Here is a 24,908-nt window from a genome sequence, read left to right as displayed (position 1 = left end):
AAACTTTTTGTAATAGCGAATTTTATCTTATAAAAAATGAAAAGTAGATTTTAATTTTTTAAAAATGTAAGATCTAAAACAAGCAATATCCCAAATATTGTAAAAAAAACTTGTGGAAGTACTAAAATTTCAATTAATTTTTAAATTTAACCAATGATTTTGCCCTCGGAAGTTTGTAGTTTTATATTTTTTCTAAATTCTGAAGGACTAATTTCTAGAATTTGGTTAAAAGCTCTCCTAAAACTTCTGCTATTGTTAAAACCAACTTCATAAGAAATATCTTCTATTGCTTTATCAGTAGATTTAAGCAATTCTATAGCTTTAGTAACTCTAAAATAATTTAAATATTCGGTAAAATTTTTCTCGAATTGAAAATATAGTAACTTATTCACATAGGCCTTATTCATATTAAATTTCTTAGAAACCATAGAAATTGACAAGTCTTTGTTGGTATAATTATTTTCGATATATCTTATTAGGTCGTTTTTTCTGTCAGATTGGAAAAGTTTTAATCTATTTTCCGTAACCAAATAATCTTCTCTAAACTCACTAGGGGTCACTTTTTCTATTTGTAAAAATGAATTTATAAAGTGTGAGTCATCATTGTAGCCTACTTCATTTGCTATTTCTTTTATACTTAGTGAAGTATAAGTTAGTAGGTCAACGGATTTTGAAAATTTCATATCTTCAAGCAATTCCTTGAAAGTGTAGTTTATGCTCTCTTTTAAATATTTTGTCAAAGATGATTTGCTCGTAAAAAAGACAGATGAAACTTTATCTAGGGTGAGCTTTTCAGAAAGATGTGAATACATATAGCTTAAAATTTCATTAATATTTACTTGATATTGATCAGACGAACTTTTGTCTGTATAATTTTTTGATCTTAAATATTCAATAGTAAGCTCAACTAGTAAAGTCAACAAATAAATTCTTGAAAATTGATCCTTATTTGGAGTGTAGTATTGAGAAATATCCCCAACTTCCGCTCTAAATTTTTTCATAGTTCTAAGAATGCTTTTAAACTCAAGGTCGTTAAGATATCTAACTCTATTATCTTTGATTTCTTTGTAAAAAGCACTATTATTTTCGGTAAATATTTCCATTTGAGTCAAATATTGGGTAAATGCACTATAATTAAAAACTATCTTAATAAAATCTAATGGCTGGTCCACTTCTTTTATTTCAGAAATATCCCATGGAATAATTAAGGCTATTGAATTTTTTTTAACCTTATATTCTTTTGAATTTAATACAAATTTACCAGAACCTCTTGTAAATAATAAAAATCTTGCTTGCTGATGGATAAGAGGTTTGGTGGTAGAATTTGCAAATTCATATTCATAAGTAACTAAATTTGATAAGTCAAAATGAGATTCAAATTTTTCTTCTAAACGAGTGTTAGTCATTTTTTCTCCTTTAATCTACCATCATATATAATATATAATATCACAAAATCGGAAGATTACTATAGTCTATTTACTGTTTTTTACAACAAATTTGAAGTTTTTTGTCCATTGTAATAAAATTTATATTTTTTAAAATAATTATATAATCGTAACAAATGTTACTGAATTGGATCAAATTTCGAATTATAATATAAATAAAGAAATCATAAAATAAGAAAGGAAAGGATATTATGTTTTGCTACCAATGTCAAGAAACTGCAAATAACAAAGGATGTACTATTCAAGGAGTATGTGGAAAAAAAGAAGATACTGCAAATGCTCAAGATCTCTTAGTTTATGTTACCAAAGGACTTGCCGAAGTTTTAAATAAAGTTGGAGATGATAATAAAATATTTGATAGAATTTCTACTAACTTATTTATTACTATTACAAACGCTAATTTTGATAGAGAATTTATTATGAACTCTGTTAAAGAAACTATTAATGTCAAAGATTACATATTAGAAAAATTAGATGATAAAAAAGATCTATCTGAATTTGCTACATATTCTTCAAATGATGAAGAGGAACTTTCTAGAAAATCAATAGAAGTCGGCGTTTTAAATATTGTAAACGAAGATCAAAGAAGTTTAGTTGAGCTAATAACCTACGGACTAAAAGGTATGGCAGCTTATAATCATCATGCTAATGTACTAGGTTTTAGAGATTTAGAAGTTGATAGATTTATTGCCCAAACCTTAGAAAAAACTATACAATCCGACAGAGAAATCAATGATTTAATAGACTTGGTACTAGAAACTGGAAAATATGGAGTTAAGGCTATGGCTTTACTAGATAAAGCAAATACAGAAACTTTTGGAAATCCAGAATTGACAGAAGTTGATTATTCAGCAGGAAACAAACCAGGGATTTTAATATCAGGTCATGATTTGAAAGATATGAAAATGCTATTAGAACAAAGCAAAGAAAGTGGAGTTGAAATTTATACACATTCTGAAATGCTTCCAGCAAATTATTATCCAGAATTTAAACAATACAGTCATTTCCACGGCAATTATGGTAATAGTTGGTGGAGCCAAAATGAAGAATTTGAATCCTTTAATGGACCGATTCTAATGACTACTAACTGTATAGTACCAATTAAAGAAAAAAATACCTATAAGGATAGAATGTTTACAACAGGTGCTGCTGCTTACCCGGGATGTAAACATATTGAAAGTGACAGTCAAGGTTATAAAGATTTTTCAGAAATTATAGAATTGGCAAAGAAATGTAAAGCTCCAACAAATCTAGAAAATACTAAAGTTGTAGGCGGTTTTGCTCATCATCAAGTAAGTCAACTAGCTGATAAAATTGTAGAAGAAATTAAAGAAGGTAATATTAAAAAATTTGTGGTAATGGCAGGTTGTGATGGAAGATTTAAACAAAGATCTTATTATACAGATTTTGCTAAAAAAATTCCGGAAGATTGGATAATATTAACAGCAGGTTGCGCAAAATATCGTTACAACAAATTAAATCTTCCTGATATTAATGGTATACCAAGTGTGCTAGATGCTGGTCAATGTAACGATTCTTACTCACTAGTACAGATTGCTCTATTATTAAAGGAAGCTTTTGGCTTAGAATCAATAAATGATTTACCAATTGAATATAACATTGCTTGGTATGAACAAAAAGCTGTAATAGTATTACTTGCTCTATTAAGCCTTGGAGTAAAAAATATTCATTTAGGACCGACTCTTCCAGCTTTCTTATCTAAAACAGTAGTGGAATTTTTAGTTGAAAAATTTAATATTAAACCAAATTCTACAGTTGAAGAAGATCTACAGGAAATGAGAGCTTGAATATAGGTGATTTAGTAAAGACGTATTGAAAAATATACGTCTTTTTTCTATACTTATATTGAGGTGGTTATGAATATAAGAGAAATAGCAATTTTTAAAAATTTAACAGAAACAGAACTTTCTTACATACTAGAAAAATTAAGAATAGAAGAAAAAATTTATAAGAAGGACACAAATATTTTTAGAGAAGGAGAAATTAGTAAAGATATATATTATCTTATAAAAGGAAGCATTTTAGTTTATAAGATAGATGCTAATGGCAAAAGATTTATAATTAAAAGATTTGATAAATCAGAAATTTTTGGAGAAGTTTATTCTTATCTTGGACAAGCATTTGATTTTTCTGCAGTAGCTGAAACAAAAAGTGAAATTTTAGTCTTACACGATTTTAGAAATTTATTTAATTATCAGCTTCCAAATACATTTTTAAAGTCTTATATTAATTTATTATCAAAAAAATGTTTTCAATTAAGTCTCAATAATCAAATAACTTCTCAGTCTTCCTTAAGAAATAAAATTATTAAGTATCTAATATTAAATCAAAATAATTCGCTTGTCAAAATGGACTATTCACGAGAAGATTGGTCAGATATATTGGCTACTACAAGACCATCATTATCGAGAGAGCTATCAAATATGGTAGATGATGGGCTAATAAAAATTAAAGAAAAATCAATAGAAATAATTGACCTTGATAAACTTGTCGAAATAATTTAGGGATTTTCAAAATTAAATAATAATTCAATAACATTAATTGTCTTATTATTAAAAATCTTGTATAATCATCGACTATGTCATTTTTTACAATAAATTTCTTCTATTTTGTCCAACATATTAAAAACAGATATTGTATAATAGGAATGTAAAAGGAAAATGTTTCCTAAAAATATTCAGGAGGAATTAATGACAGCAATACAAGTTACAAGCGAAATTAATAAGTTAGAAAAAGTTTTGGTACACAGACCAGGAGATGAATTATTGAATTTAACTCCAAATACATTGGAAGAATTATTATTTGATGATATTCCAGATTTAAAATTAGCTCAAGAAGAGCATGATAGATTTACAGATATTCTTAGAGAAAATGGAACAGAAGTTGTTTATCTTGAAGATTTAGTAGCAGAAGCTTTAGATCAAAACGAAGGTTTAAGAGAACAATTCCTAAATCAATATCTTGAAGAAACTGGCGTAAAAGATGAAGAAATTCTTTCAAAATGTAGACAATTACTTGAAGGAATTAAAGATACAAAAGAATTTGTTGAAAAAACAATGGCTGGTATCACTCTTCTAGAAATTGGTAAATTCTCTGAAGAAGAATTAAAACAAATGGGTGAAAAGGGAAATTATTTAGCAATCAATCCAATGCCAAACCTTTATTTCACAAGAGATCCATTTGCTACAATTGGTAACGGTGTTTCAATCAACACAATGTTTGCAGAAACACGTAATAGAGAAACAATCTATGGTGATTATATAATCAGATATCACAAAGATTACAAAGGTCAAGTTCCAAACTTCTATGGTAGAGGAAAAGAATACCACATCGAAGGTGGGGATGAACTTATCATTTCTGATAAAACTTTACTAATCGGTATTTCTCAAAGAACAGAATATGAAGCAATCAAAGAATTAGCTAGAAATATCTTCTTTGGTGAAAATGAAAATACAATTGAAACAATATATGCACTAAACATTCCTGTAAACAGAGCATTCATGCACTTAGATACAGTATTTACAAGAATTGACCATGATGCATTTACATTCCACCCAGGAATTATGCAAACACTAAAAATCTTCAAAATCACAAAAGGTGATAATGAATTAAACATTGAAGAAAAATCAGGAGAATTTGAAGATATCTTAGCTGAAATTGCAGGCGTTGAAAAAGTTCGCCTAATTCCATGTGGTAATGGAGATCCAATTGCTGCTGAACGTGAACAATGGAATGATGGTTCAAACACATTAACAATAGCTCCAGGTGAAGTAGTTGTTTATAAGAGAAATACAGTAACAAACGCTGCACTAAGAGAAGCAGGCATCAAATTACACGAATTAGACGCATCTAACCTAACAGTAGGTCGTGGTGGTCCAAGATGTATGACAATGCCATTAATCAGAAGCTTAGACTAATTATTTATAACATTGCAAAAACTATAAAAATAAATTAAAATAAAAAAGTAAAAAATAAAACTATAAGGAGGCAAAAAATATGCCAGTAAATTTACAAGGAAGAAGCATATTAGGATTAAAATTTCTAACAGAAGATGAAATTAAATACCTAATAGATCTAGGTGAACAATTCAAAAAATTAAAATTATCAAGAACACCACACAGATATCTAGAAGGAAAAAATATAGTTCTATTATTCGAAAAAACTTCAACAAGAACACGTTGCTCATTTGAAGTTGCTGGAATGGATTTAGGAATGGGAGTAACCTATCTTGATCCAGGTTCAAGCCAAATGGGACACAAAGAATCAATCGAAGATACAGCAAAAGTATTGGGAAGATTCTATGATGGTATCGAATATAGAGGATTTGACCAAGAATTAGTTGAAAAATTAGCTAAATATTCAGGAGTACCAGTATGGAATGGTCTTACAGATGATTTCCACCCAACACAAATGATTGCTGATATGCTAACAATCAAAGAAAACTTTGGCTATCTAAAGGGACTAAACTTTGTATTCATGGGCGATTGCAGAAATAACGTAAGCAACTCTTTAATGGTAGCTTGTGCTAAACTAGGTCTTAACTACACAGGTTGCGGTCCAAAAGAACTTTGGGCAGATGAAAAACTAATTGCAGAAGCAAAAGAATTTGCTAAAGTTCATGGATCAAAAGTAGAATTTACTGAAAATGTAGAAGAAGCAGCAAAAGGAGCTCACGTAATATACACAGATATTTGGGTATCAATGGGAGAACCAAAAGAAGTTTGGGAAAAGAGAATTGAAATTCTTCACAAATTCCAAGTAAATCAAAAAGTTATGGATTTAGCTGATCCAGATGCTATCTTCCTACACTGCTTACCATCATTCCACGATCTTGAAACTGCAACAGGTAGAGATGTTTACGAAAAATTCGGTGACAAATATGATCTAGAAGGAATGGAAGTTAAAGACGAAGTATTCCTAGGAAGACAAAGCAAAGTATTTGATGAAGCTGAAAACAGAATGCATACAATCAAAGCTATAATGTATGCAACATTAAAATAATTAGGTAAAATATGAGCAGAAAAAGATTAGTAATCGCTCTTGGGGGTAATGCTTTAGGCAAAACCCCTGAGGAGCAATTAGAGTTAGTTACAAAAACAGCTAAATCAATAGTCGACTTATCAGAAGAATATGATTTAGCAATTGGCCATGGTAATGGTCCACAAGTTGGAATGATAAATAATGCATTCGAATATGCAGCATTAAATGGAGCAGGAACTCCAGCAATGCCATTTCCTGAATGTGGTGCAATGAGCCAAGGATACATAGGTTATCACTTACAACAATCCGTAAGAAACGAACTTAAAAAACGTGGTATGGATAAAAATGTTGCTACAGTTTTAACCCAAGTATTAGTAGATGAAAATGATGAAGCCTTCAAAAATCCAACAAAACCTATCGGATCTTTCATGAGTAAAGAAGAATCTGAGAAGATTGCTGCCGAAAAAGGGTATATATTTGTTGAGGATGCAGGACGTGGATACAGAAGAGTTGTAGCAAGTCCTATACCTAAAGAAATTGTGGAATTAGATGTTGTTAATAGCTTAATTGAAAACGATAACATCGTTATCACAGTAGGAGGTGGTGGAATACCAGTAATAGAGAAGGAAGAAAAATTAGAGGGCATTCCAGCAGTTATTGATAAAGATAGATCTTCTGCATTATTAGCTAGCGAACTTAACGCTGATATGTTAGTTATCTTAACTGCAGTAGATCAAGTAATGATTAATTTTGGCAAAGAAAACCAAGAAGCTATTAAAGAAATGACAATTGATCAAGCAAACCAATACATCAAAGAAGAACAATTTGCTAAAGGTTCAATGTTACCAAAAGTCGAAGCATGCATTGAATATGTAGAAAATTCTGAAAATGGTATTGCACTAATTACTTCTTTAGAAAAAGCCGCTGAAGCACTAAAAGGTCAAACAGGAACTATTATTAAAAAGTAAAAATTAAATAAGGAGAAAATGATGACAAACGTAAAGGAAAAGAAGAAAAAGAATTCTTTGAGTGCATTCTCAATATTAATGATTCTTCTAGCTATCGTTTGCTTGTTTTCTGTATTTTTAAACGGATCTCCAATTAGCTCAAAAATAATTGATGCCTTAGATCCAGAAAAATACGGAGAATTAGTAGATACAGTTAAAAATGGTGGCACTGTCGCAGTACAAAGTGCAAAACTTTCAGATTTTATAATGGCAATTCCTAAAGGTTTTCAAGATGCATCAGACCTAATCATATTTATCTTTGGTATTGGTGGATTTATTGGTGTAATGATGTCTACAGGTGCACTTGAAGCAGGTATTTATCATTTAGTTGGCAAAATGAAGGGTAGAGAAAGTAAGCTTATCGTTATTTTAATGTTTTTATTCTCACTTGGTGGAACAACTTATGGTATGGCAGAAGAAACAATAGGTTTCTATCCATTAATTACCGCAGCAATGGTAGTAGCAGGATTTGATACATTAGTAGCAGCAGGAACTGTATTATTGGGAGCTGGAGCAGGTGTACTTGGTTCAACAATCAACCCATTTGCAACAGGAGCTGCAATGAGTTCATTATCAGCAGTAGGTATTACACCAAATGCTACAACTGTAATGATTGTTGGTGCAATTTTATGGCTAACAACTGTAGCAGCAGTAATATTCTTTGTAATAAAATATGCTCAAAAAGTTAAAGAAAATAGAGCAAATACAGAATTAACTCCATCTGAAATTGAAGAAATGAACGAAAACTACGGTCAAGAAAAAGATCAAGGACTTGAATTTACTGGTACTCACAAAGCAGTACTTGGAGTATTCGCTTTCTCATTTGTAATAATGATTATGTCACTTATTTCATACGTTGATATCAACTTCAAAGGTGACGAAGATGCTTACTTAGCAGCATTTGGCTGGTCAGACTTCTTAACAGGTCAACCTTTAGGTTATTGGTACTTTGCAGAATTAGGTGCTTGGTTTATCTTAATGAGTATCATAATTGCAATAGTAGCTCATATGGGCGAAAAGAACTACGTAGATACATTTATTGCAGGCGCTGCAGATTTACTATCAGTAGCATTGATTATAGCAGTAGCTCGTGGTATTACGGTAGTTATGAACTCTACACACTTAGACTTCTTTATCCTTGATAGAGCAAGCCAAATGTTAAGCGGTGTACCAACATTTGTATTCGTACCACTTTCATATCTTGTATATATGCTATTAAGTTTCTTGGTACCATCAACATCAGGACTAGCAGCACTATCTATTCCAGTAATGGGACCTTTAGCAAGCACACTAGGTTTTAACCCTAACATCATGATAATGATATTCTGTGCAGCTTGCGGACTTATTAACTTCATTACTCCAACCTCAGGTGTAGTAATGGGTGGTCTAGCAGCTGCAAAAGTTGAATACTCAACATATCTAAAATGGGTTAAAAAACCATTCTTCGTAGTAATGATTCTAAATATTGTCATTCTTTCAATCTGCATGGCAATATTCTAATTTAAAATCATAAACCATCAGTTTTTTAATAAGCTGATGGTTTTTTTGTGTCAAAATTTAATAATTTTATTTTAAGAATTAAAAACAATTTGGAATTTTTATATACTATAAAACTTTGATATAATAGACATAGGAAAATTCTAGTTATTATTAGAAAAATAAGATAGGATCGGTAGACAAAATATTACTAAAAATTTTTAATTTTTGTCAAATACGATTTTAAAAGGAGTTTTTATGGGAGAAAAGATTGCAATTCAAGATACTTATGGCGAGAGATTTCAATATTGCTGGGGCTGTGGCCCTAAAAATAAAGAAGGAATGCACCTAAAATCATATCCTAGCGATGACGGCAAAAATTGTATCTGCAAAATTATTCCGGCAAAAGAATTCACTGGAGGGGTCCCAGCCAATCTTTTTGGTGGAATGATAGCAATGATATTTGATTGCCATGGAACAGCTTCTGCAGCTTATTTTGCTCACAAAAATAAGGGTTTGGAATTAAAAGAAGATACTGTTATCGGAAGATTTATAACAGCAAGACTTGAAATAGATTTTAAAAAACCAACGCCTATGGATGAAGAAATAATTGTAATTTCAGAAGTCGAAGAAATAGGTCAAAGAAAAGTGATTGTAAATATGACTATGCAAGCAAAAGGTGAAGTTCGTGCAAAATCAAAGATAATTGCTGTTGCTGTTAAAGATAATATGTAAAAATATTCTGAGGTTGTTTTATGAACTGGATAAATACTTTTGAAATTTTGTGTTATATAATAGTTGCAATACTTTTTGTTGATATTTTGAAAAATAAAAATTATAAAGAACTTTCTATTCTAATTTCAGGGTGCTTAGCTGGTTTTGCTCTAGAGCTTTTGGCAGTAAGATTTACGAGTATTTATCATTACAGCAATGATTTTTATCTTTCAATAGGTATAGTTCCCTATCAATTTCCTCTATTTGGAGGATTAATGTGGGGAGCGATTACAGTTTGCGCTCTAAGGATAGCTTTAAAATTTGATTTTGATAAGTTAATGACAGCTTTGCTTACTGGATTTTTGATAGTTTCTATGGATTTACTTTTAGATGTAATTGCCATTAGATTAGATGGAGGTTTTTGGATTTGGGAAGGAAGAGTAGTAGACTTAACTATAAACCACCATACTTTTATGAGCGTTTTGTGGGTAAATTTCTTGGGATATATGTTTGAAGTGCCAGCCATTGTTTATATGAGTTTAACTTATTTTGAAAATATTCAATATAAAAATCACTTTAATCTACTAAAAGCACTTATAATTGGATTTTTTGGAGTGGTTTTTGTTAGCCTTGCTAGTGCAATCTCACTTTTTTTCAATAAAATAACAGATGAATGGTTTTCCTTTGTTGCCTTTGTTATTCTTTATATATTCATATTTATAAGATTTGCTAAAGCTATAATAAGCAGTAAAAATATTTTGACATTTAAGGGCAATAAAGATTATCCACTAATTATATTTTGGGTTGTTATATACACATATTGCATTTGTGGACTCATAAAATTAGAAATTCTTCAAACTAAGCTAATTTATGGAATATTCTCGATTTTACTAGCTGTAGGAACTATTATTTTATCTTTAGTTTGTCGTAAGGATAAAAATATTAATAAAATGAAAGGACAATAAAAATGACAAAGGAAGAAGTATATAAATTTCTTGAAGATAAAAATATCAAATATGAAAAACAAGACCATGGAGCAGTTTTTTCTATGGAAGATCTAGAAGGCGTAAAACTATTGCACGATGATGCTAATGCTAAAAATTTATTTTGCTATGATAAGAAAAATAAAAAATATTATTTAATTATTGTTTCTGGAGATGATAGGGTAAATCTTAAAAAATTTAAAAAAGATCATGGGATAAAATCTCTAAATTTTGCAAGCGATGAACAATTAAAAGAAGTTCTTGACCTTACCCCAGGCTCTGTTAGTCCAATGGGAATTTTAAATGATAAAAATAATCAAGTAGACTTATATATAGATAATTATTTTGCCAGAGATGGAGCTTTGATAGCTTGCCATCCGAATGATAATACTGTTTCCATCTGGCTTAAAGTCAGCGATTTGATAAAATTAGTAGAAGAAAATGGGAACGAGGTTCATTTTTATTCTAATTCAAATATTGAATAATATTTATGATTAAAGAAATTAACATCCAACAAGTAGAAAATTCCAAGGGAAAAAAAGAAATAGCTAGAGATATTTTGTTTGATCTAGCAGAATGGTTTGAAAATGAAACCGCTATTGAAAATTATATTGAAAAATCAAGTAAAATGCCCTTTATAGGCGGATTTATAGGAGATAATCCTGTTGCTTTTATAGTCTTGAATAGAACAAGTGATGAAACTTGCGAAATATTTGTAATGGGAGTTAAAAAAGACTTTCATAGACTTGGCATTGGCAAGTTGATTTATGAACAATTTGAACAATTAGCTAGAAATCTTGGATTTTCTTATGTTCAGGTAAAAACTGTGGCAAGTGGTTATTACAAGGAATATGATCTAACAAATAAATTCTACCAAGCCATGGGCTTTGCCAAACTAGAAATTTTGAAAGATTTGTGGGATGAACAAAATCCTTGTCAGATTTACATAAAGTGTTTATGTAAGGAATAATAAAAATCAATTAAATTAGGAGTTATAATATGTCATTATTTAAAAATGAATTTCCCATTCTTGAATATGATGATAGTAAAGATTCTGTAATTATGCCAGATCATGAAAAGCTAGAAATTTTCATACCTAAAAAATGCGTTTTTTCTTTTTTGGCTGATAAAATCGATGAAATAGCAAAAAAATATAAAGCTGAGATCATATGGACTTTTGATTCTATAACAAAATCTTATCCTGTATATAAAATAAATTATGATGGCAGAGAAATTGCTTTGATGCAAGCTCCTGTTGGGGCAGCAGCATCTGCACAAATTCTTGATTGGCTTATTTTTTATGGAGCAAGAGAAATAATTTCTACTGGTTCTTGTGGCAATCTAACAGACATTAACGAAAATACTTTTTTAGTCCCAACACTAGCTCTTAGAGATGAAGGAGCAAGCTATCATTACTTAAAACCCTCTCGCTTTGTAAATATCAATAAGAAAGCTCTTAAAGCTATTGAAAAAACTTTAATTGATAATAATTTAAGCTACGAGGAAGTGAAAACTTGGTCAACAGATGGTTTTTTTAGAGAAACTGGGGATATGGTCAGTTATAGAATTAATGAGGGTTGTAAGGTTGTTGAAATGGAATGCTCAGCCCTTGCAGCTGTTGCAGAGTTTAGAGGGGCAATATGGGGCGAAATTCTTTATACAGCAGATTCTTTATCAGATCTTACAAATTACGATCAAAGAAATTTTGGAAGGGATTCAGAAGAATATGCTCTAAAACTTGCTATTGAAGCGGTGATTAATATTTAATAAAGAAGTTGTTATGGATAATATAGAAATAGACATGGGAAAAACCAAAAAAATTTATAAAAACTATGAAGATTTTTGCACTTGCCTTTATTGTGAATTTTATTATTCAAATATAAAAAAATATTATCCAAATCTTTGTAAATTTTTGGAGGAAATTAATGTTGATCCAGTAAAGCCTTTTGAATTATCTTTACCGTATTTAGATGATTTGGGCAACTTAGTTTTCCCCTTTGCTCAATACTTAGTAATTGGAAAGGCAGATTATGAATTTACTTATTATATAGAAAATCTTTCCATAAACATTGCCTCTTCCTATCCTAAGGTTAATTTATCTTCTGACTATTTTGTTTTAGAAATAGCTAATGTAATTTTTGATAATAAAAGTCTTAATAGAGAATTAATTGAAGATCTAATAGATTAAATTAATTTAGAAAATAAAACCCGTTAATTTATTATTAACGGGAAAATTTATCTTGCTATTTCTTGGTTTGTCATATCCAAAAGTTCTGGGTCAATTTCTTCTAAAGCTTCTTCTAATTCTTTTATCATTTGATCTTTTTTGTCCATATGGTGAGTCATATTTACAAGATTTACCACATGCCCTGATGAATAAAGACTTGTATCAGGTAGTTTTAGATTTTTTAGTAGGTAGATTTGTTCTTCTATATTTTCTCTATTGGTGGATTCCATAAATTCTCCACGTTCTCTCATATAATATAGGGGAGTGTTTTCCATTACAGATGTACTCATAATATAAACGCCCTTTGGCGGATAATAATTTAGAACTTTGGCAGTTTCTTTGGCATTTACTTCAGCGTTTCCAGCTCCTGCTATCCCTTGCATAACAATGGCGTGATATTCTATGCCAGCTTCTTTCATTTTATCAAGGCCTCTGTAATATCCATCAAGATCTGTTCCTTTATTTATACAGTCGATAATTTTATCAAAACCTGTTTCAACTCCAAACCACAATTCGTTATAACCGGCCTCTTTTAATTTTTTTAAATCTTCTATAGATTTGTTCTCTAAATTATAAAAAGAACAATAAGCTGTGATGGTTTTGCATTCTGGAATGTGCTTTTTTATTAGTTTTGAAATTTCTAATAATCTTTCTGTTGGCAAAACAAAAGGATCGCCATTAAGTAAATAAATTCTCTGGTAAGGCTTAACTTTTCTTCTTTTAGAATTTTTTAGCTCGATTATATCACTTTCAATATCTTCAAGTGGTGAAATTCCATATTTTGTTTTATTATACATAGCACAAAAAATACATTTGTTGTGCGAACAACCATAAGTTACTTCAAGTAGTGGCGTATAAGCTTCAAGTGGTGGTCTGTAAACTTGTCCTGTATAGTGCATATTAATCCTTTCTTTAAATTTAATCCTTTATATTATATAATTATAATGATGATAGTTAATTATTTCAAATTTTAACAACTAGACTTAAAGGAAAGTTGTGATAAAATATATATAGCTTTATTCAATAAGAACGGAGAATTTATGAACGATTATATACTAAGTGCAGAATCAATTGTAGATTTAAGCCAAGATTTTACTGATGATCTTGGAGTTAGAATAATATATTCAAATTATGAACTTAATGAAAAAATATACCAGGATGATTTTGGCCAAAGTCTAGACTTAAAATCATTTTACGATGACATGAGAAATGGATCATGTCCGACAACATCAATGATAAATACGGCTTCTTATTTAGAATATTTTAGAAATCTTGCCAAAGAAGGTAAGGATATAATTCACATATGTTTATCTACTGGAGTAAGTAGCCAATATGGGTCTTTATTAGAAGCTTTTGAAATATTAAGAGAAGAATATCCAAATCAAAAATTTTATCCAGTAGATTCAAGAATGGCATCTGCTGGAGTTGGAATGCTTGTTTACAAGTTGGCAAATTTCAAAAATTCTGGGATGGACATAGATACACTTTATAAGTGGGCAGAAGATAATAAACTTCACGTTATAAGCTATACCAGCAATTCAAATCTTGAATATATAGCAAGAAGTGGAAGAATATCAAAGATGGCAGCCAATATCGGCGGAATGTTAAAAATTGCACCACTTATAGAAATAGGCGATGATGGACACATGGTGGTAACAACAAAAGTAAGAACTGAAAAGAAACTAATCCAAACCATGGTAAACAGAATGAAAGTTAATGCAATAAATGAATTGGATTATTCAGATGATATTTTTATAACCCATGCAGATAATATTGAATTGGTAAATGATATTGTGGATTTGCTAAAAGAAAATTTCAAAAATGCTAATGATAAAATAAAGATCTTTAATATTGGTCCAACCATAGGAAGTCACATTGGTCCAGGTGCTATAAATTTATTTTATTGGGGCAAAGAAAGATTAAAATAGGGCAAGAGATTGTCCTTTTTTTAAAAGAAATATTTTTATAATTAAAACAACATTAATTATGAACTAAGCTAATAAAAAAAAGTTGAAATTTATGGACTGTTATGAAAAAATTAAGTGATTTTAGATACAAAGAATTTTATATTGCAAGCTTAATAATGGTATTATTTGGTTTATTCTTAGATAGTTTTACCAATAATATTAATGGCTTGATAAAAATTATAAGCTCTCCTTCAATACTAATATCAGATTACATGGAAATTGCAGGTGTTGGAGCAAGCTTTATTAATGCTGGTCTGATGTTACTGTTTTCGGTTTTTATTTCTAACAAATCTGGTGCAAGACTTACAGGAGCTCATATAGCTGGATTATTTACCCTAACAGGCTTTAGCTTTTTTGGAAAGAACTTAATTAATTCCATACCTTTGATGCTAGGAGTTTATTTATACACTAAAGTAAAATCCTACAATGTGGCAAACTTTATGCACGTTATGTGTTTTGTTACAGGAATAAGTCCTTTGGTGAGTCTATTTTATTTTGCGTTAGGATTTAATCCTATATTAGGTTTTATCTTAGGATTTTTTGTTGGAATTTTGGTGGGATTTATTATAGTACCTCTATCTAGTTCCATGCTAAATTTTCACGAAGGCTATTGCTTATATAATGTTGGCTTTACTTTGGGCATAGTTGCTATTGTTTTTGCTGGAATTTTTAGGATGTTTGATAGAGAAATTCCACAGGTTAGCTTGATTTATCAAGGCAACGATATGTATCCTTTAGTATTTTTACTTTCTCTTTCCATAATTTTTATTCTCTATGGATTAATTAATCCTTATGGGATAAAAAACTACAAGAAAGAAATTTTATCAGAAAGTGGACGTTTGCTAACAGATTTTACTATTAATTCTGATAAGCATTTAGTTGTTTTTAATATGGGTCTTATGGGATTAATTTCAATTGCTTTTGTCATTATTAGTGCAGGGAAATTCAATGGTCCTATAGTTGGTGGAATATTAACAATAATGGGTTTTGCTGCTTTTGGTAAGCATCCAAGAAATGTAATTCCAATTATGGCTGGTGTTTTTTTAACAAGTACTATTAATAAATACGATCCGTCAAGCACCCAGGCAGTTTTGACAGCACTTTTTGCGACAACTCTAGCTCCTATCGCTGGTGATTTTGGAATCGTGGTGGGATTATTGGCTGGATTTTTACACAAAGCGGTTGCAACAAATATTGGTTTTGCACACGGGGGAATTAATTTGTATAATAACGGATTAGCAGGAGGCATGGTTGCAGCAATTTTGGTTCCGGTTTTTAAAAATTTACGTGAAAGGCATATGAATGAATAGAGAAAGAGATAAGGCAAGAAAAATTTTAAATATATTAATAGAATATTTTGTTCTCCACGAATTTTCTGATTTATCAGCTCATATTGATATTAATGACGATTATACAGAAATAAGTATAGAAGGCAGGATAAATTCAGATATTTCGGATATTGATCAATTAAAAGAAAATTTAAAGCATCCAAGAATGGTAGAGTATGAAGAGTATTATGGTGGACTTTTGGATATGCCAGATGAAAAAGAAATTAGTTCCATCGGATATTTAGTCGATAAATCGGATGTTGAGGTAAAAAATCAGTTGCTATCAATAACTGTTATAAGAAATCATTGAAATAATAAAAAATAAGTCCAAACTCATCATGAGTCTGGACTTATTTTATTGTATAGTAGAATTATTGTGAATTTAACTATTTATTTTCTTTTTCTATTGCAGCTTGGCTTGCAGCAAGTTTTGCTATTGGAACTCTAAATGGAGAACATGAAGCATAGTCAAGACCTACATTGTATAGATATTTAACAGTACTTGGTTCACCACCGTGTTCACCGCATATACCTAAATGTAAAGCTTCGTTTGCTTTCTTTCCTTTAGCAACTGCTGTTTCTACTAAGAATCCAACACCTTTTTGATCTAATACTTGGAATGGATCTTTTTCGAACAAATCTTTTTCCAAATATAGTGGTAAGAATTTACCAGCGTCATCTCTTGATAGACCAAAGGTCATTTGAGTAAGGTCGTTTGTACCAAAGCTAAAGAAGTCAGTTATTTCTGCAATTTCATCAGCTGTTATTGCGGCTCTTGGAATTTCAATCATTGTTCCAACTAAATATTTGATTTCTTTGCCTTTTTCTTCAAATACTTTATTGATTTCATCTCTTACTTCATCAATTACATATTTTAATTCTTTTACATCAGAAGAAAGTGGAATCATTATTTCTGGAATAACCTTTATTCCATCTTCATGGCAATGTAGAGCAGCTTGCATAATTGCACGAGCTTGCATTCTTGAAATTTCTGGATATTTTACTCCTAATCTTAGACCTCTAAATCCAAGCATTGGGTTTACTTCTTGTAATTCATTTATTCTTTCACGTACTCTTGCAGGCTCAATTCTTAAATCAGCTGCCAATTCAGTAATTTCTGCATCTCCTTTTGGTAAAAATTCATGTAATGGTGGATCTAGTAATCTAACTGTAACTGGTCTTTCACCCATAAGTGTATAGATTTGATAGAAGTCATCTTCTTGCATTGGAAGAATTTTATCTAGCGCTTGTTTTCTTATTTCAAGATCATTTGCCAAAATCATCTTTCTAACTTGGAAAATACGATCTTCTTTAAAGAACATATGTTCTGTACGACATAAACCAATTCCTTCAGCACCAAATTCCAAAGCTTGAGCAGCATCTCTAGGTGTATCAGCGTTTGTTCTGATCTTCATATCTCTAAATTCATCAACCCAGCTCATGAATTCTCCAAAGTAACCTTCTAGTTTTGGTGAGTGAGTTTCCAATGTTCCTGCATAAACTTCACCTGTAGAACCGTTAATAGAGATAACATCTTCTCTTGTATATACTTGATCTCCAACTCTTAAAGTACCTTGATTTTCATCTACGTGAATTTCGCTTGCACCTGATACACAGCATTTACCCATACCACGAGCAACTACTGCAGCATGGCTTGTCATACCACCACGAGCTGTTAGTATTCCTTTTGCAGATACCATTCCTTCTAAGTCTTCTGGAGATGTTTCTTCACGAACCAAAATTACTTCTTCGCCATCTTTTGCTCTAATAGCAGCATCTTTTGCTGTGAAGGAAATTTTACCAACTGCAGCTCCTGGAGAAGCAGCTAATCCCTTAGCTATTGCTTTATTAGCTTTGATAGCTTCATCTGTAAATGTTGGGTGAAGCAAACCGTCTAGATCCTTTGGATTAACTCTTAAAATAGCAGCTTTCTTATCGATTAAACCTTCATGAACCATATCTACTGCTATATCTACTGCTGCTTGGGCAGTTCTTTTACCATTTCTTGTTTGAAGTAGGAAAAGTTTACCATCTTGGATGGTAAATTCCATATCTTGCATATCTTGATAGTGATCTTCAAGTTTTTTTGCAGTATCGGCAAATTGTTTATAAACTTCAGGCATTGCATCAGCTAGGGTAGCGATTTCTTGAGGAGTTCTTACTCCGGCAACTACATCTTCACCTTGAGCGTTAATTAAATATTCACCGAATAATTTGTTTTCACCAGTAGCTGGGTTTCTAGAAAATGCTACACCTGTTCCTGAAGTATCGCCCATATTTCCAAATACCATTGATTGTACGTTAACTGCAGTTCCCATAGAATCATCAATGTCATTTAGTTTTCTATATAAAATAGCTCTTTCATTGCCCCAAGATCTAAATACAGCTGATATTGCCAAATCCAATTGTTTTCTAGGTTCTTGTGGGAAATCTTCGCCCATAATTTCTTTATATTTTGCTTTGTATTCTTCTACAAGTTCTTTTAGGTCATTAGCATCAAGTTCTGTATCTTGTTTTACACCTTTTTTGTTTTTCTTAGCAGTTAATAGATCTTCAAAGTTGTTTTTATCAACTTCCATAGCTACATCGGCAAACATTTGAATAAAACGTCTGTATGAGTCGTAAGCAAATCTTTCGTTATCCGTTTTCTTTGCTAAACCAATTACAGCATCGTCATTTAAACCAAGGTTTAAAATCGTATCCATCATACCTGGCATTGAAATAGGTGCACCAGATCTAACTGAAACTAAAAGTGGATCTTCAGTAGAACCAAATGTCTTGTCATTTGCTTTTTCCAAATCTTTGATGTGTTCACTAACTTCATCATTTAGTGTTTGCCAAAGCTTTTTATCTTCTTGATAAAATCTTGTACAAGCTTCGGTGGTTATTGTGAAACCATAAGGTACTGTGATACCTAAGTTAGTCATTTCAGCTAGGTTTGCACCCTTGCCACCAAGCAAAGCTCTCATGTCCTTGTTGCCTTCGTTAAAATTATAAACATATTTTTCGCCCATAATTTCCCCTTTCATTATTTTAAATTTTCTACGCTACTTATGATTAAATCTGAAGCTTCTTCTATGGATTTGTTTGTCATATCAATAATTTTACAATCTAGATCTTTCATAATTTCTTTTGCAAAGTTTAATTCCTCTTCAATATATTTTATATCACAATATTTGGAATCATTAGGTAACTTTATAGACTTCAATCTTTCTTCTCTAATTTTTTGAAGTCTATATTTGTCCATAGTTAAGCCAAAAATTTTTCTACTATCTATAGAAAATAATTCGCTTGGCACTCTAGATTGCAATAAAATTGGTATATTTGAAACCTTATATCCAATACTAGCTAAATATACCGACAAAGGTGTCTTAGATGATCTTGAAACTCCGATTAAACATACATCACAATATTCTATTCCTCTGAAATCTTGGCCATCATCATATTTAATTGCAAAATCTATAGCTTCCATTCTCTTAATATGATGTATGATTTTGCTATTTTCTACCTCTTTATCATCACTTGAAATTATCCCTAAATATTCGCTGATTTTACTAATGGTATAATTCGTACAATCAATCAAAAGAATTTTTTCGTTTTGACCAAACTTTCTTAAGGCACTATCGTGATTTGGGTGATTTAGAGAACTGAAAATTATTTTGTAACCACAATCATTTTTAATATCAGCCAAAGATTTGCAAAGGATTTCATAGCTATTTATATTCAAAAATGATTTTTCTCTATATTTTATTCCAAATCTATCCATAATATTTCTGGATAAATGTAGTATATCCATGCCATCTGTATCTGAAATAATATATACAAATAAATCCATAGTTACTCCTTCTCACGCCCTAGCTTTATTATACACCATTTTTGAAATATGAAAATATTTTCCATCAAAATTATATGCTTTGACATTCTTTTTAAATGAAATATAATATTTTAAATACGAAATATTAAAAGAGGAGTAAAAGGTAAGATTTTTTAGAGAGAAGATGGTTGGTGCAAATCTTTAGATCAAGTCTTTGAAGGTTGCTTTTATATATATTTCATGTGGCACGCATTAGTGCAAAGAGAGTCTTTTGTCAAAAAGAAATTTAGGTGGTAACGCGATAACTCGTCCTAGAGCTAGAGCTTACCACTTTTTTATTAAGGAGAATTTATGGAAACAAAATATAATCCTAGTGGATTTGAAAAAGAAATTTACAAAAAATGGGAAAACGGTGGATATTTTAAGGCCAAGGTAAATAAGGATAAAAAACCTTTTACAATAGTTATGCCACCTCCAAATGTTACAGGACAATTGCACCTTGGCCATGCCCTAAATAATACCATTCAAGATATAATAATTCGTTACAAGAGAATGAATGGTTTCGAAGCTTTATGGATACCTGGAACTGATCATGCATCAATTTCAACAGAAGCAAAAGTTGTAGGCAAAATCAGAAGCGAAGGAAAAAGCAAAAAAGAACTTGGTCGTGAAAAGTTTTTAGAAGAAGCTTGGGCATGGACAGAAAAATACGGGGGAACTATCAAAAAACAATTAAGAACCATTGGAGTATCTTGCGATTGGGATTATGATAGCTTCACAATGGATGAAAACTTAACTCGTGCGGTCAGAAGAGTTTTCAAAAAAATGTATGATGATGGTTTTATCTACCAAGGAAATAGAATTGTAAACTGGGATGTAGAGGCAGAAACAGCCATATCAGATGCAGAAGTTTACCATGAAGAAAAAGAAGGCAATCTTTGGTATATCAAATATTTCTTTGAAGATAGCGATGAATATATAACGATAGCTACAACTCGTCCAGAAACTATGTTTGGAGACCTTGCAGTTGCTGTAAATCCAGAAGATGAAAGATTTAAAGATAAAATTGGCAAAAATTTAATACTTCCACTTGTTGGTAGAAAAATTCCTCTAATAGAAGATTCTTATGTTGACATGGAATATGGTACAGGTTGTGTAAAAATCACACCTAGTCATGATCCTAACGATTTTGAAGTTGGAGCACGCCACAATCTCGGTCAATGCATAGTAATTGATACAAAAGGTCATATTGTCGATGGCTACGGCAAATTTTCAACTCTTGAAAGATATGAAGCTCGCAAATTATTGATAGAAGAATTAGAAAAAGAAGGATTTTTAGAAAAAATTGAAACAATTAGCCACGCTGTTGGTTACAGCGAAAGGACAAATGTTGCCATTGAACCGCTTATTTCCAAACAATGGTTTGTAAAAATGGATCAACTTGCCAAAATGGCAATTGATGCTTATCAAAATGGAGATTTAAAATTAATTCCAGATTCTTTAGGCAAAACCTACATGAATTGGCTAAATAATATCAGAGATTGGACTATTTCTCGTCAATTGTGGTGGGGTCATAGACTTCCTGTATTTTATACAGATGATGGAGAAATTATCGTTTCAGAAGATGATCCAGATGAAAATGGATTTTTAAACGGAATTCATGTTAGACAAGAAGAAGATACATTAGATACTTGGTTTTCTTCAGCTCTTTGGCCTTTTGCTACACTTGGCTGGCCTATTGAAAATGAAAAGTTAGATTACTTTTTCCCAACAGATATACTCGTAACTGGTTATGATATCATATTTTTCTGGGTAATAAGAATGGTATTTTCATCAATTTATAATACGGGAAAAGTTCCTTTTGACCACGTATTATTTACAGGACTAATTAGAGATTCTCAAGGAAGAAAAATGAGTAAATCTTTAGGTAATGGAGTAGATCCAATCGATGTTGTCAATGATTATGGTGCAGATGCATTAAGATTTACCCTAATTACTGGAAATTCTCCTGGAAATGATATGCGTTATGATGAAAAAAGAATAATAGCTAGTAGAAATTTTGCCAACAAATTGTGGAATGCAACAAGATTTGTATTGATGAATATAGATGAAGATGACGATTTAATATTTGACGAAAATACTAAGTTAACTCTTGAAGATAAGTGGATCTTAAAAAGATTAAATAATGTGATTGTTGAAGTTAGTAAAAATCTCGATAATTACGAAATTGGTCTTGCAGCTAGCAGAATTGAAAATTTCATTTGGGAAGAATATTGCGATTGGTACATTGAATTTGCCAAACTTAGACTTTACGGCGATGATGAAAATGCAAAAAGTGATGTTAAAAAAGTTTTGTTATATGTTTTAAACAAAATGATAGCCCTTCTTCATCCATTTATGCCATTTATTACCGAAGAAATCTATAATTCTTTGCCAGATAAAAAAGATATGCTAATTGTTGAAGCTTGGCCAAAATTTAGGGAAGAATTTGAATTTGATAGCGAAGAAGCTACAGTTAACTCTGCCATCAAAGCCATTACAGCGATTAGAAATCAAAGAGCCACCTTAAATGTCGGTTCAAAAACCAAGCAAGATCTAATAATTTTAGCTGAAAATAATAAGTTTAAAAACTTACTAGAAAGCTTAGAAGGACAATTTGTAAATTTAGCAAATGCTAAAAATGTAAAAATATTGCTAAAAGAAGACTACAACAATGATAAAGAAGGCTTGGTAAATCTTGTATTTAACGAATTTACAATTTTGATGAGCCTTGATGAATTAATTGATTATGATAAGGAAAGACAAAGACTTGCTGATGAAATCAAAAAGTTAGAAGCTGAAATAAAAAGAGCATCTGGCAAGTTAAAAAATGACAATTTTGTTAAAAAAGCTCCAGAAAAAGTAGTAGAAGAAGAACGCAAAAAACTTAAAGATTATGAAGACTTATTAGAAAAAACCAAGAAGTCATTAGAAGATATTAGGGAAAAATAATGTATAAAGATTTTTCCTATATCTACGATAAATTAAGTTTTGACATAGAATATGAAAAGTATGCAAAAAATATTCTAAAATTAGTAGAAAAAAACAATATAAAAAAAGAAAGTATGCTAGAGCTAGCTTGTGGCTCTGGCATGCTTACTCATTACTTTTTTGATAAATTTAAAAGAATTGATGCCCTTGATATTTCAACTGATATGCTTAGCGTTTTTAAAAGCAAATACGACAAAGAGCATGTAAATCTAATTTCTTATGATATGGTGGATTTCAAAAATCATAATAAATACGATTTGATAGTGATACTTTTAGATTCTATTAACTATGTTACAAACCCCAAAGATTTAGAAAAACTTATAAAAAATTGTTATGAAAATTTAAAAGACAGAGGACTTTTAGTTTTTGATATAAATTCAGAATATAAAATGAGAGAAATTTTTGGATCTAATTGTTATGTCTACGAATATGAAGATATTTTCTACACTTGGGATAATTTTTTAGAAGATGATTTAGTTGATATGCACCTAAATTTCTTTGTTGAAAAAGAAAATGGAGATTATAAAAGAATTTACGAATTTCAACAAGAGAGAATATATGAAATAGATTTTGTAAAAAATTTATTGCTAAAGCAAGGCTTCAAAGATATTGAAATTTACGATGAGGATACTTTTGATAAAATAAATGATAAAAGCCAAAGAATTTTGTTTAAGGCTTTAAAGGAATAATAATGGAAAATGGAATTGTAAAAGTTTTTAATGACAAAAAAGGCTATGGCTTTATAAGTACAACTGCTGGAGTGGATTATTTTGTGCATTACACAAACATTATATCAAATGATGATTACAAAAAACTCCAAATGGGCGATAAAGTTAGCTTTGATATAGAAGATGGGCCAAGGGGACAACAGGCTATAAATGTAAGAAAGGTTGTTGATTAAAATGTTTTTAAAAATATTGTTAATTATAATTTTGATAATAGGAATCCCACAAGTATATTATCGGAAAAAATCCTTTGATTATAAATCATTAAATAATGGTGTAAAATTTTTTGTTAGAACTCGCGAAATCCTGGATGATCATGAGGAAATATATCTAACAAATACTGATGGACACGATATTTTTGTAAGAATTTATGAAGTAGAAAACCCCAAAGCTATAGTTCAAATTGTCCACGGTATGGCAGAGCATTCTTCAAATTATCTTCATTTCATAAAATTTTTGCTTTCTCAAGGCTATACGGTAGTCGCTCATGACCATAGAGGCCATGGTAGAAGTATTTCCGAAAAATACAAAAATGGATATATGAGTATTTCTGATGAGTTAATTGATGATACCTACGCTGTAAATAGATATATGAAATTAAATCATGAAAATTTGAAGATTTATATGGTAGGTCATTCTATGGGATCAATGATTGCAAGAATTTATTTACAAGAACATGATGAAACAATTGATAAATTGGTCTTATCAGGAACTGTTGCTTGCAGCAATATCGCTTGGTTCGGTTATGCGCTTGCTAATATCGTTTCTTTTTACCTTGGCGAATATAGAAAAAGCATGCTGACATCTTTTCTACCAGGCAAAGACGGAGATATTTCTTGGATTTCATACGATAAAAATAATGTTTATGAGAAAGAAAATGATCCGCAAAGAGTTTATAATTTCTTGGAAAGAGGAGTGGCAGTAATAATCGACCTTAATAAAAAAATGAGCGAATATAATAAATTTGAAGGTCAAAATAAAGATTTGCCAATACTATCAGTTACTGGCGTCGATGATATTGTGACAAAATCTGATGAGGGCCTAGCTGACACGTTTGAAAGACTAAAAAAAGCAGGCTATCATAACTTTGAAAATATTGTTTATGATGGAATGAAACACGAAGTCCTAAACGAAGCTTCTAATGCTGAGGTTTATAGAGATATTATGGATTTTTTTGAAAATTAAAAGGAG

At 30.7% G+C, this 24,908-nt stretch carries 23 protein-coding genes; 19 read left to right on the top strand and 4 right to left on the bottom strand.

The window, feature by feature from the left end; all coding sequences use genetic code 11:
• Nucleotides 1–146: 146 nt before the first annotated feature.
• A complete protein-coding gene (locus GAN53_RS08695) occupies nucleotides 147–1,406 on the bottom strand; it encodes a helix-turn-helix domain-containing protein (protein WP_151410702.1) in 1,260 nt (419 codons plus the stop codon).
• Nucleotides 1,407–1,636: 230 nt separating this feature from the next.
• Between GAN53_RS08695 and hcp the strand changes: the two genes are divergently transcribed.
• The 12 genes from hcp to GAN53_RS08635 all read left to right on the top strand — a co-directional run bounded on the left by hcp (nucleotide 1,637) and on the right by GAN53_RS08635 (nucleotide 12,814).
• The gene (hcp, locus tag GAN53_RS08690) at nucleotides 1,637–3,253 is read left to right on the top strand and encodes a hydroxylamine reductase (RefSeq protein WP_151410701.1); all 1,617 of its coding nucleotides are present in this window, start codon (nucleotides 1,637–1,639) and stop codon (nucleotides 3,251–3,253) included.
• A gap of 69 nt (nucleotides 3,254–3,322) precedes the next feature.
• Complete coding sequence (locus GAN53_RS08685) at nucleotides 3,323–3,970, top strand: Crp/Fnr family transcriptional regulator (RefSeq protein WP_151410700.1); 648 nt, start codon at nucleotides 3,323–3,325, stop codon at nucleotides 3,968–3,970.
• 186 nt (nucleotides 3,971–4,156) lie between these two features.
• Complete coding sequence (gene arcA / locus GAN53_RS08680) at nucleotides 4,157–5,383, top strand: arginine deiminase (protein WP_151410699.1); 1,227 nt, start codon at nucleotides 4,157–4,159, stop codon at nucleotides 5,381–5,383.
• 79 nt (nucleotides 5,384–5,462) lie between these two features.
• Entirely contained in the window at nucleotides 5,463–6,467 is a 1,005-nt protein-coding gene (gene argF / locus GAN53_RS08675; RefSeq protein WP_151410698.1) for an ornithine carbamoyltransferase, read from the top strand.
• A gap of 11 nt (nucleotides 6,468–6,478) precedes the next feature.
• Complete coding sequence (gene arcC, locus GAN53_RS08670) at nucleotides 6,479–7,414, top strand: carbamate kinase (protein ID WP_151410697.1); 936 nt, start codon at nucleotides 6,479–6,481, stop codon at nucleotides 7,412–7,414.
• A 21-nt stretch (nucleotides 7,415–7,435) separates the two neighbouring features.
• The gene (locus GAN53_RS08665) at nucleotides 7,436–8,953 is read left to right on the top strand and encodes a YfcC family protein (protein ID WP_151410696.1); all 1,518 of its coding nucleotides are present in this window, start codon (nucleotides 7,436–7,438) and stop codon (nucleotides 8,951–8,953) included.
• A gap of 234 nt (nucleotides 8,954–9,187) precedes the next feature.
• Nucleotides 9,188–9,664 carry a hotdog domain-containing protein gene (locus GAN53_RS08660; protein WP_151410695.1) on the top strand — a complete coding sequence of 159 codons (477 nt, stop codon included), beginning with the start codon at nucleotides 9,188–9,190 and terminating at the stop codon, nucleotides 9,662–9,664.
• A 20-nt stretch (nucleotides 9,665–9,684) separates the two neighbouring features.
• The gene (locus tag GAN53_RS08655; RefSeq protein ID WP_151410694.1) at nucleotides 9,685–10,608 is read left to right on the top strand and encodes a carotenoid biosynthesis protein; all 924 of its coding nucleotides are present in this window, start codon (nucleotides 9,685–9,687) and stop codon (nucleotides 10,606–10,608) included.
• 2 nt (nucleotides 10,609–10,610) lie between these two features.
• Complete coding sequence (locus GAN53_RS08650) at nucleotides 10,611–11,111, top strand: prolyl-tRNA synthetase associated domain-containing protein (protein ID WP_151410693.1); 501 nt, start codon at nucleotides 10,611–10,613, stop codon at nucleotides 11,109–11,111.
• A 5-nt stretch (nucleotides 11,112–11,116) separates the two neighbouring features.
• The gene (locus tag GAN53_RS08645; protein ID WP_151410692.1) at nucleotides 11,117–11,596 is read left to right on the top strand and encodes a GNAT family N-acetyltransferase; all 480 of its coding nucleotides are present in this window, start codon (nucleotides 11,117–11,119) and stop codon (nucleotides 11,594–11,596) included.
• A gap of 29 nt (nucleotides 11,597–11,625) precedes the next feature.
• Nucleotides 11,626–12,393 carry a nucleoside phosphorylase gene (locus GAN53_RS08640; protein WP_151410691.1) on the top strand — a complete coding sequence of 256 codons (768 nt, stop codon included), beginning with the start codon at nucleotides 11,626–11,628 and terminating at the stop codon, nucleotides 12,391–12,393.
• Between the two features lie 13 nt (nucleotides 12,394–12,406).
• Nucleotides 12,407–12,814, top strand: coding sequence for a hypothetical protein (locus GAN53_RS08635; protein ID WP_151410690.1), 408 nt, complete (start codon nucleotides 12,407–12,409; stop codon nucleotides 12,812–12,814).
• Between the two features lie 47 nt (nucleotides 12,815–12,861).
• Here GAN53_RS08635 and GAN53_RS08630 read toward each other — a convergent pair whose 3' ends face one another.
• Nucleotides 12,862–13,752, bottom strand: coding sequence for a radical SAM protein (locus GAN53_RS08630; protein ID WP_151410689.1), 891 nt, complete (start codon nucleotides 13,750–13,752; stop codon nucleotides 12,862–12,864).
• A gap of 141 nt (nucleotides 13,753–13,893) precedes the next feature.
• Between GAN53_RS08630 and GAN53_RS08625 the strand changes: the two genes are divergently transcribed.
• From GAN53_RS08625 to GAN53_RS08615, 3 genes are all read left to right on the top strand, one after another.
• Nucleotides 13,894–14,781: a DegV family protein gene (locus tag GAN53_RS08625; protein ID WP_151410688.1), complete on the top strand. Its 888-nt coding sequence runs from the start codon at nucleotides 13,894–13,896 to the stop codon at nucleotides 14,779–14,781.
• A 101-nt stretch (nucleotides 14,782–14,882) separates the two neighbouring features.
• Nucleotides 14,883–16,130, top strand: coding sequence for a DUF1576 domain-containing protein (locus tag GAN53_RS08620; RefSeq protein ID WP_151410687.1), 1,248 nt, complete (start codon nucleotides 14,883–14,885; stop codon nucleotides 16,128–16,130).
• Complete coding sequence (locus GAN53_RS08615) at nucleotides 16,123–16,458, top strand: hypothetical protein (RefSeq protein ID WP_099320481.1); 336 nt, start codon at nucleotides 16,123–16,125, stop codon at nucleotides 16,456–16,458. Before GAN53_RS08620 ends, GAN53_RS08615 begins: the two co-directional genes overlap by 8 nt.
• Nucleotides 16,459–16,534: 76 nt before the next feature.
• Here GAN53_RS08615 and ppdK read toward each other — a convergent pair whose 3' ends face one another.
• Nucleotides 16,535–19,162 carry a pyruvate, phosphate dikinase gene (ppdK, locus tag GAN53_RS08610; protein ID WP_151410686.1) on the bottom strand — a complete coding sequence of 876 codons (2,628 nt, stop codon included), beginning with the start codon at nucleotides 19,160–19,162 and terminating at the stop codon, nucleotides 16,535–16,537.
• A 14-nt stretch (nucleotides 19,163–19,176) separates the two neighbouring features.
• Nucleotides 19,177–19,983 carry a pyruvate, phosphate dikinase/phosphoenolpyruvate synthase regulator gene (gene ppsR / locus GAN53_RS08605; RefSeq protein WP_151410685.1) on the bottom strand — a complete coding sequence of 269 codons (807 nt, stop codon included), beginning with the start codon at nucleotides 19,981–19,983 and terminating at the stop codon, nucleotides 19,177–19,179.
• A 330-nt stretch (nucleotides 19,984–20,313) separates the two neighbouring features.
• Here ppsR and GAN53_RS08600 point away from each other — a divergent pair, with 330 nt between their 5' ends.
• Genes GAN53_RS08600 through GAN53_RS08585 form a run of 4 tightly spaced genes read left to right on the top strand, consistent with a single transcriptional unit; the run spans nucleotide 20,314 to nucleotide 24,902 of the window.
• Entirely contained in the window at nucleotides 20,314–22,953 is a 2,640-nt protein-coding gene (locus tag GAN53_RS08600) for a valine--tRNA ligase (RefSeq protein ID WP_151410684.1), read from the top strand.
• Nucleotides 22,953–23,681: a class I SAM-dependent DNA methyltransferase gene (locus GAN53_RS08595; protein ID WP_151410683.1), complete on the top strand. Its 729-nt coding sequence runs from the start codon at nucleotides 22,953–22,955 to the stop codon at nucleotides 23,679–23,681. Before GAN53_RS08600 ends, GAN53_RS08595 begins: the two co-directional genes overlap by 1 nt.
• A gap of 2 nt (nucleotides 23,682–23,683) precedes the next feature.
• Nucleotides 23,684–23,893, top strand: a complete 210-nt coding sequence (locus GAN53_RS08590) for a cold-shock protein (RefSeq protein WP_151410682.1) — start codon at nucleotides 23,684–23,686, stop codon at nucleotides 23,891–23,893.
• 1 nt (nucleotide 23,894) lies between these two features.
• Nucleotides 23,895–24,902, top strand: a complete 1,008-nt coding sequence (locus GAN53_RS08585) for an alpha/beta fold hydrolase (RefSeq protein ID WP_151410681.1) — start codon at nucleotides 23,895–23,897, stop codon at nucleotides 24,900–24,902.
• Nucleotides 24,903–24,908: the final 6 nt, after the last annotated feature.

Source organism: Anaerococcus sp. Marseille-P9784 (assembly GCF_902500265.1).
Taxonomy (GTDB): domain Bacteria; phylum Bacillota; class Clostridia; order Tissierellales; family Peptoniphilaceae; genus Anaerococcus.
This window is presented reverse-complemented; position numbering and strand designations above follow the sequence as displayed.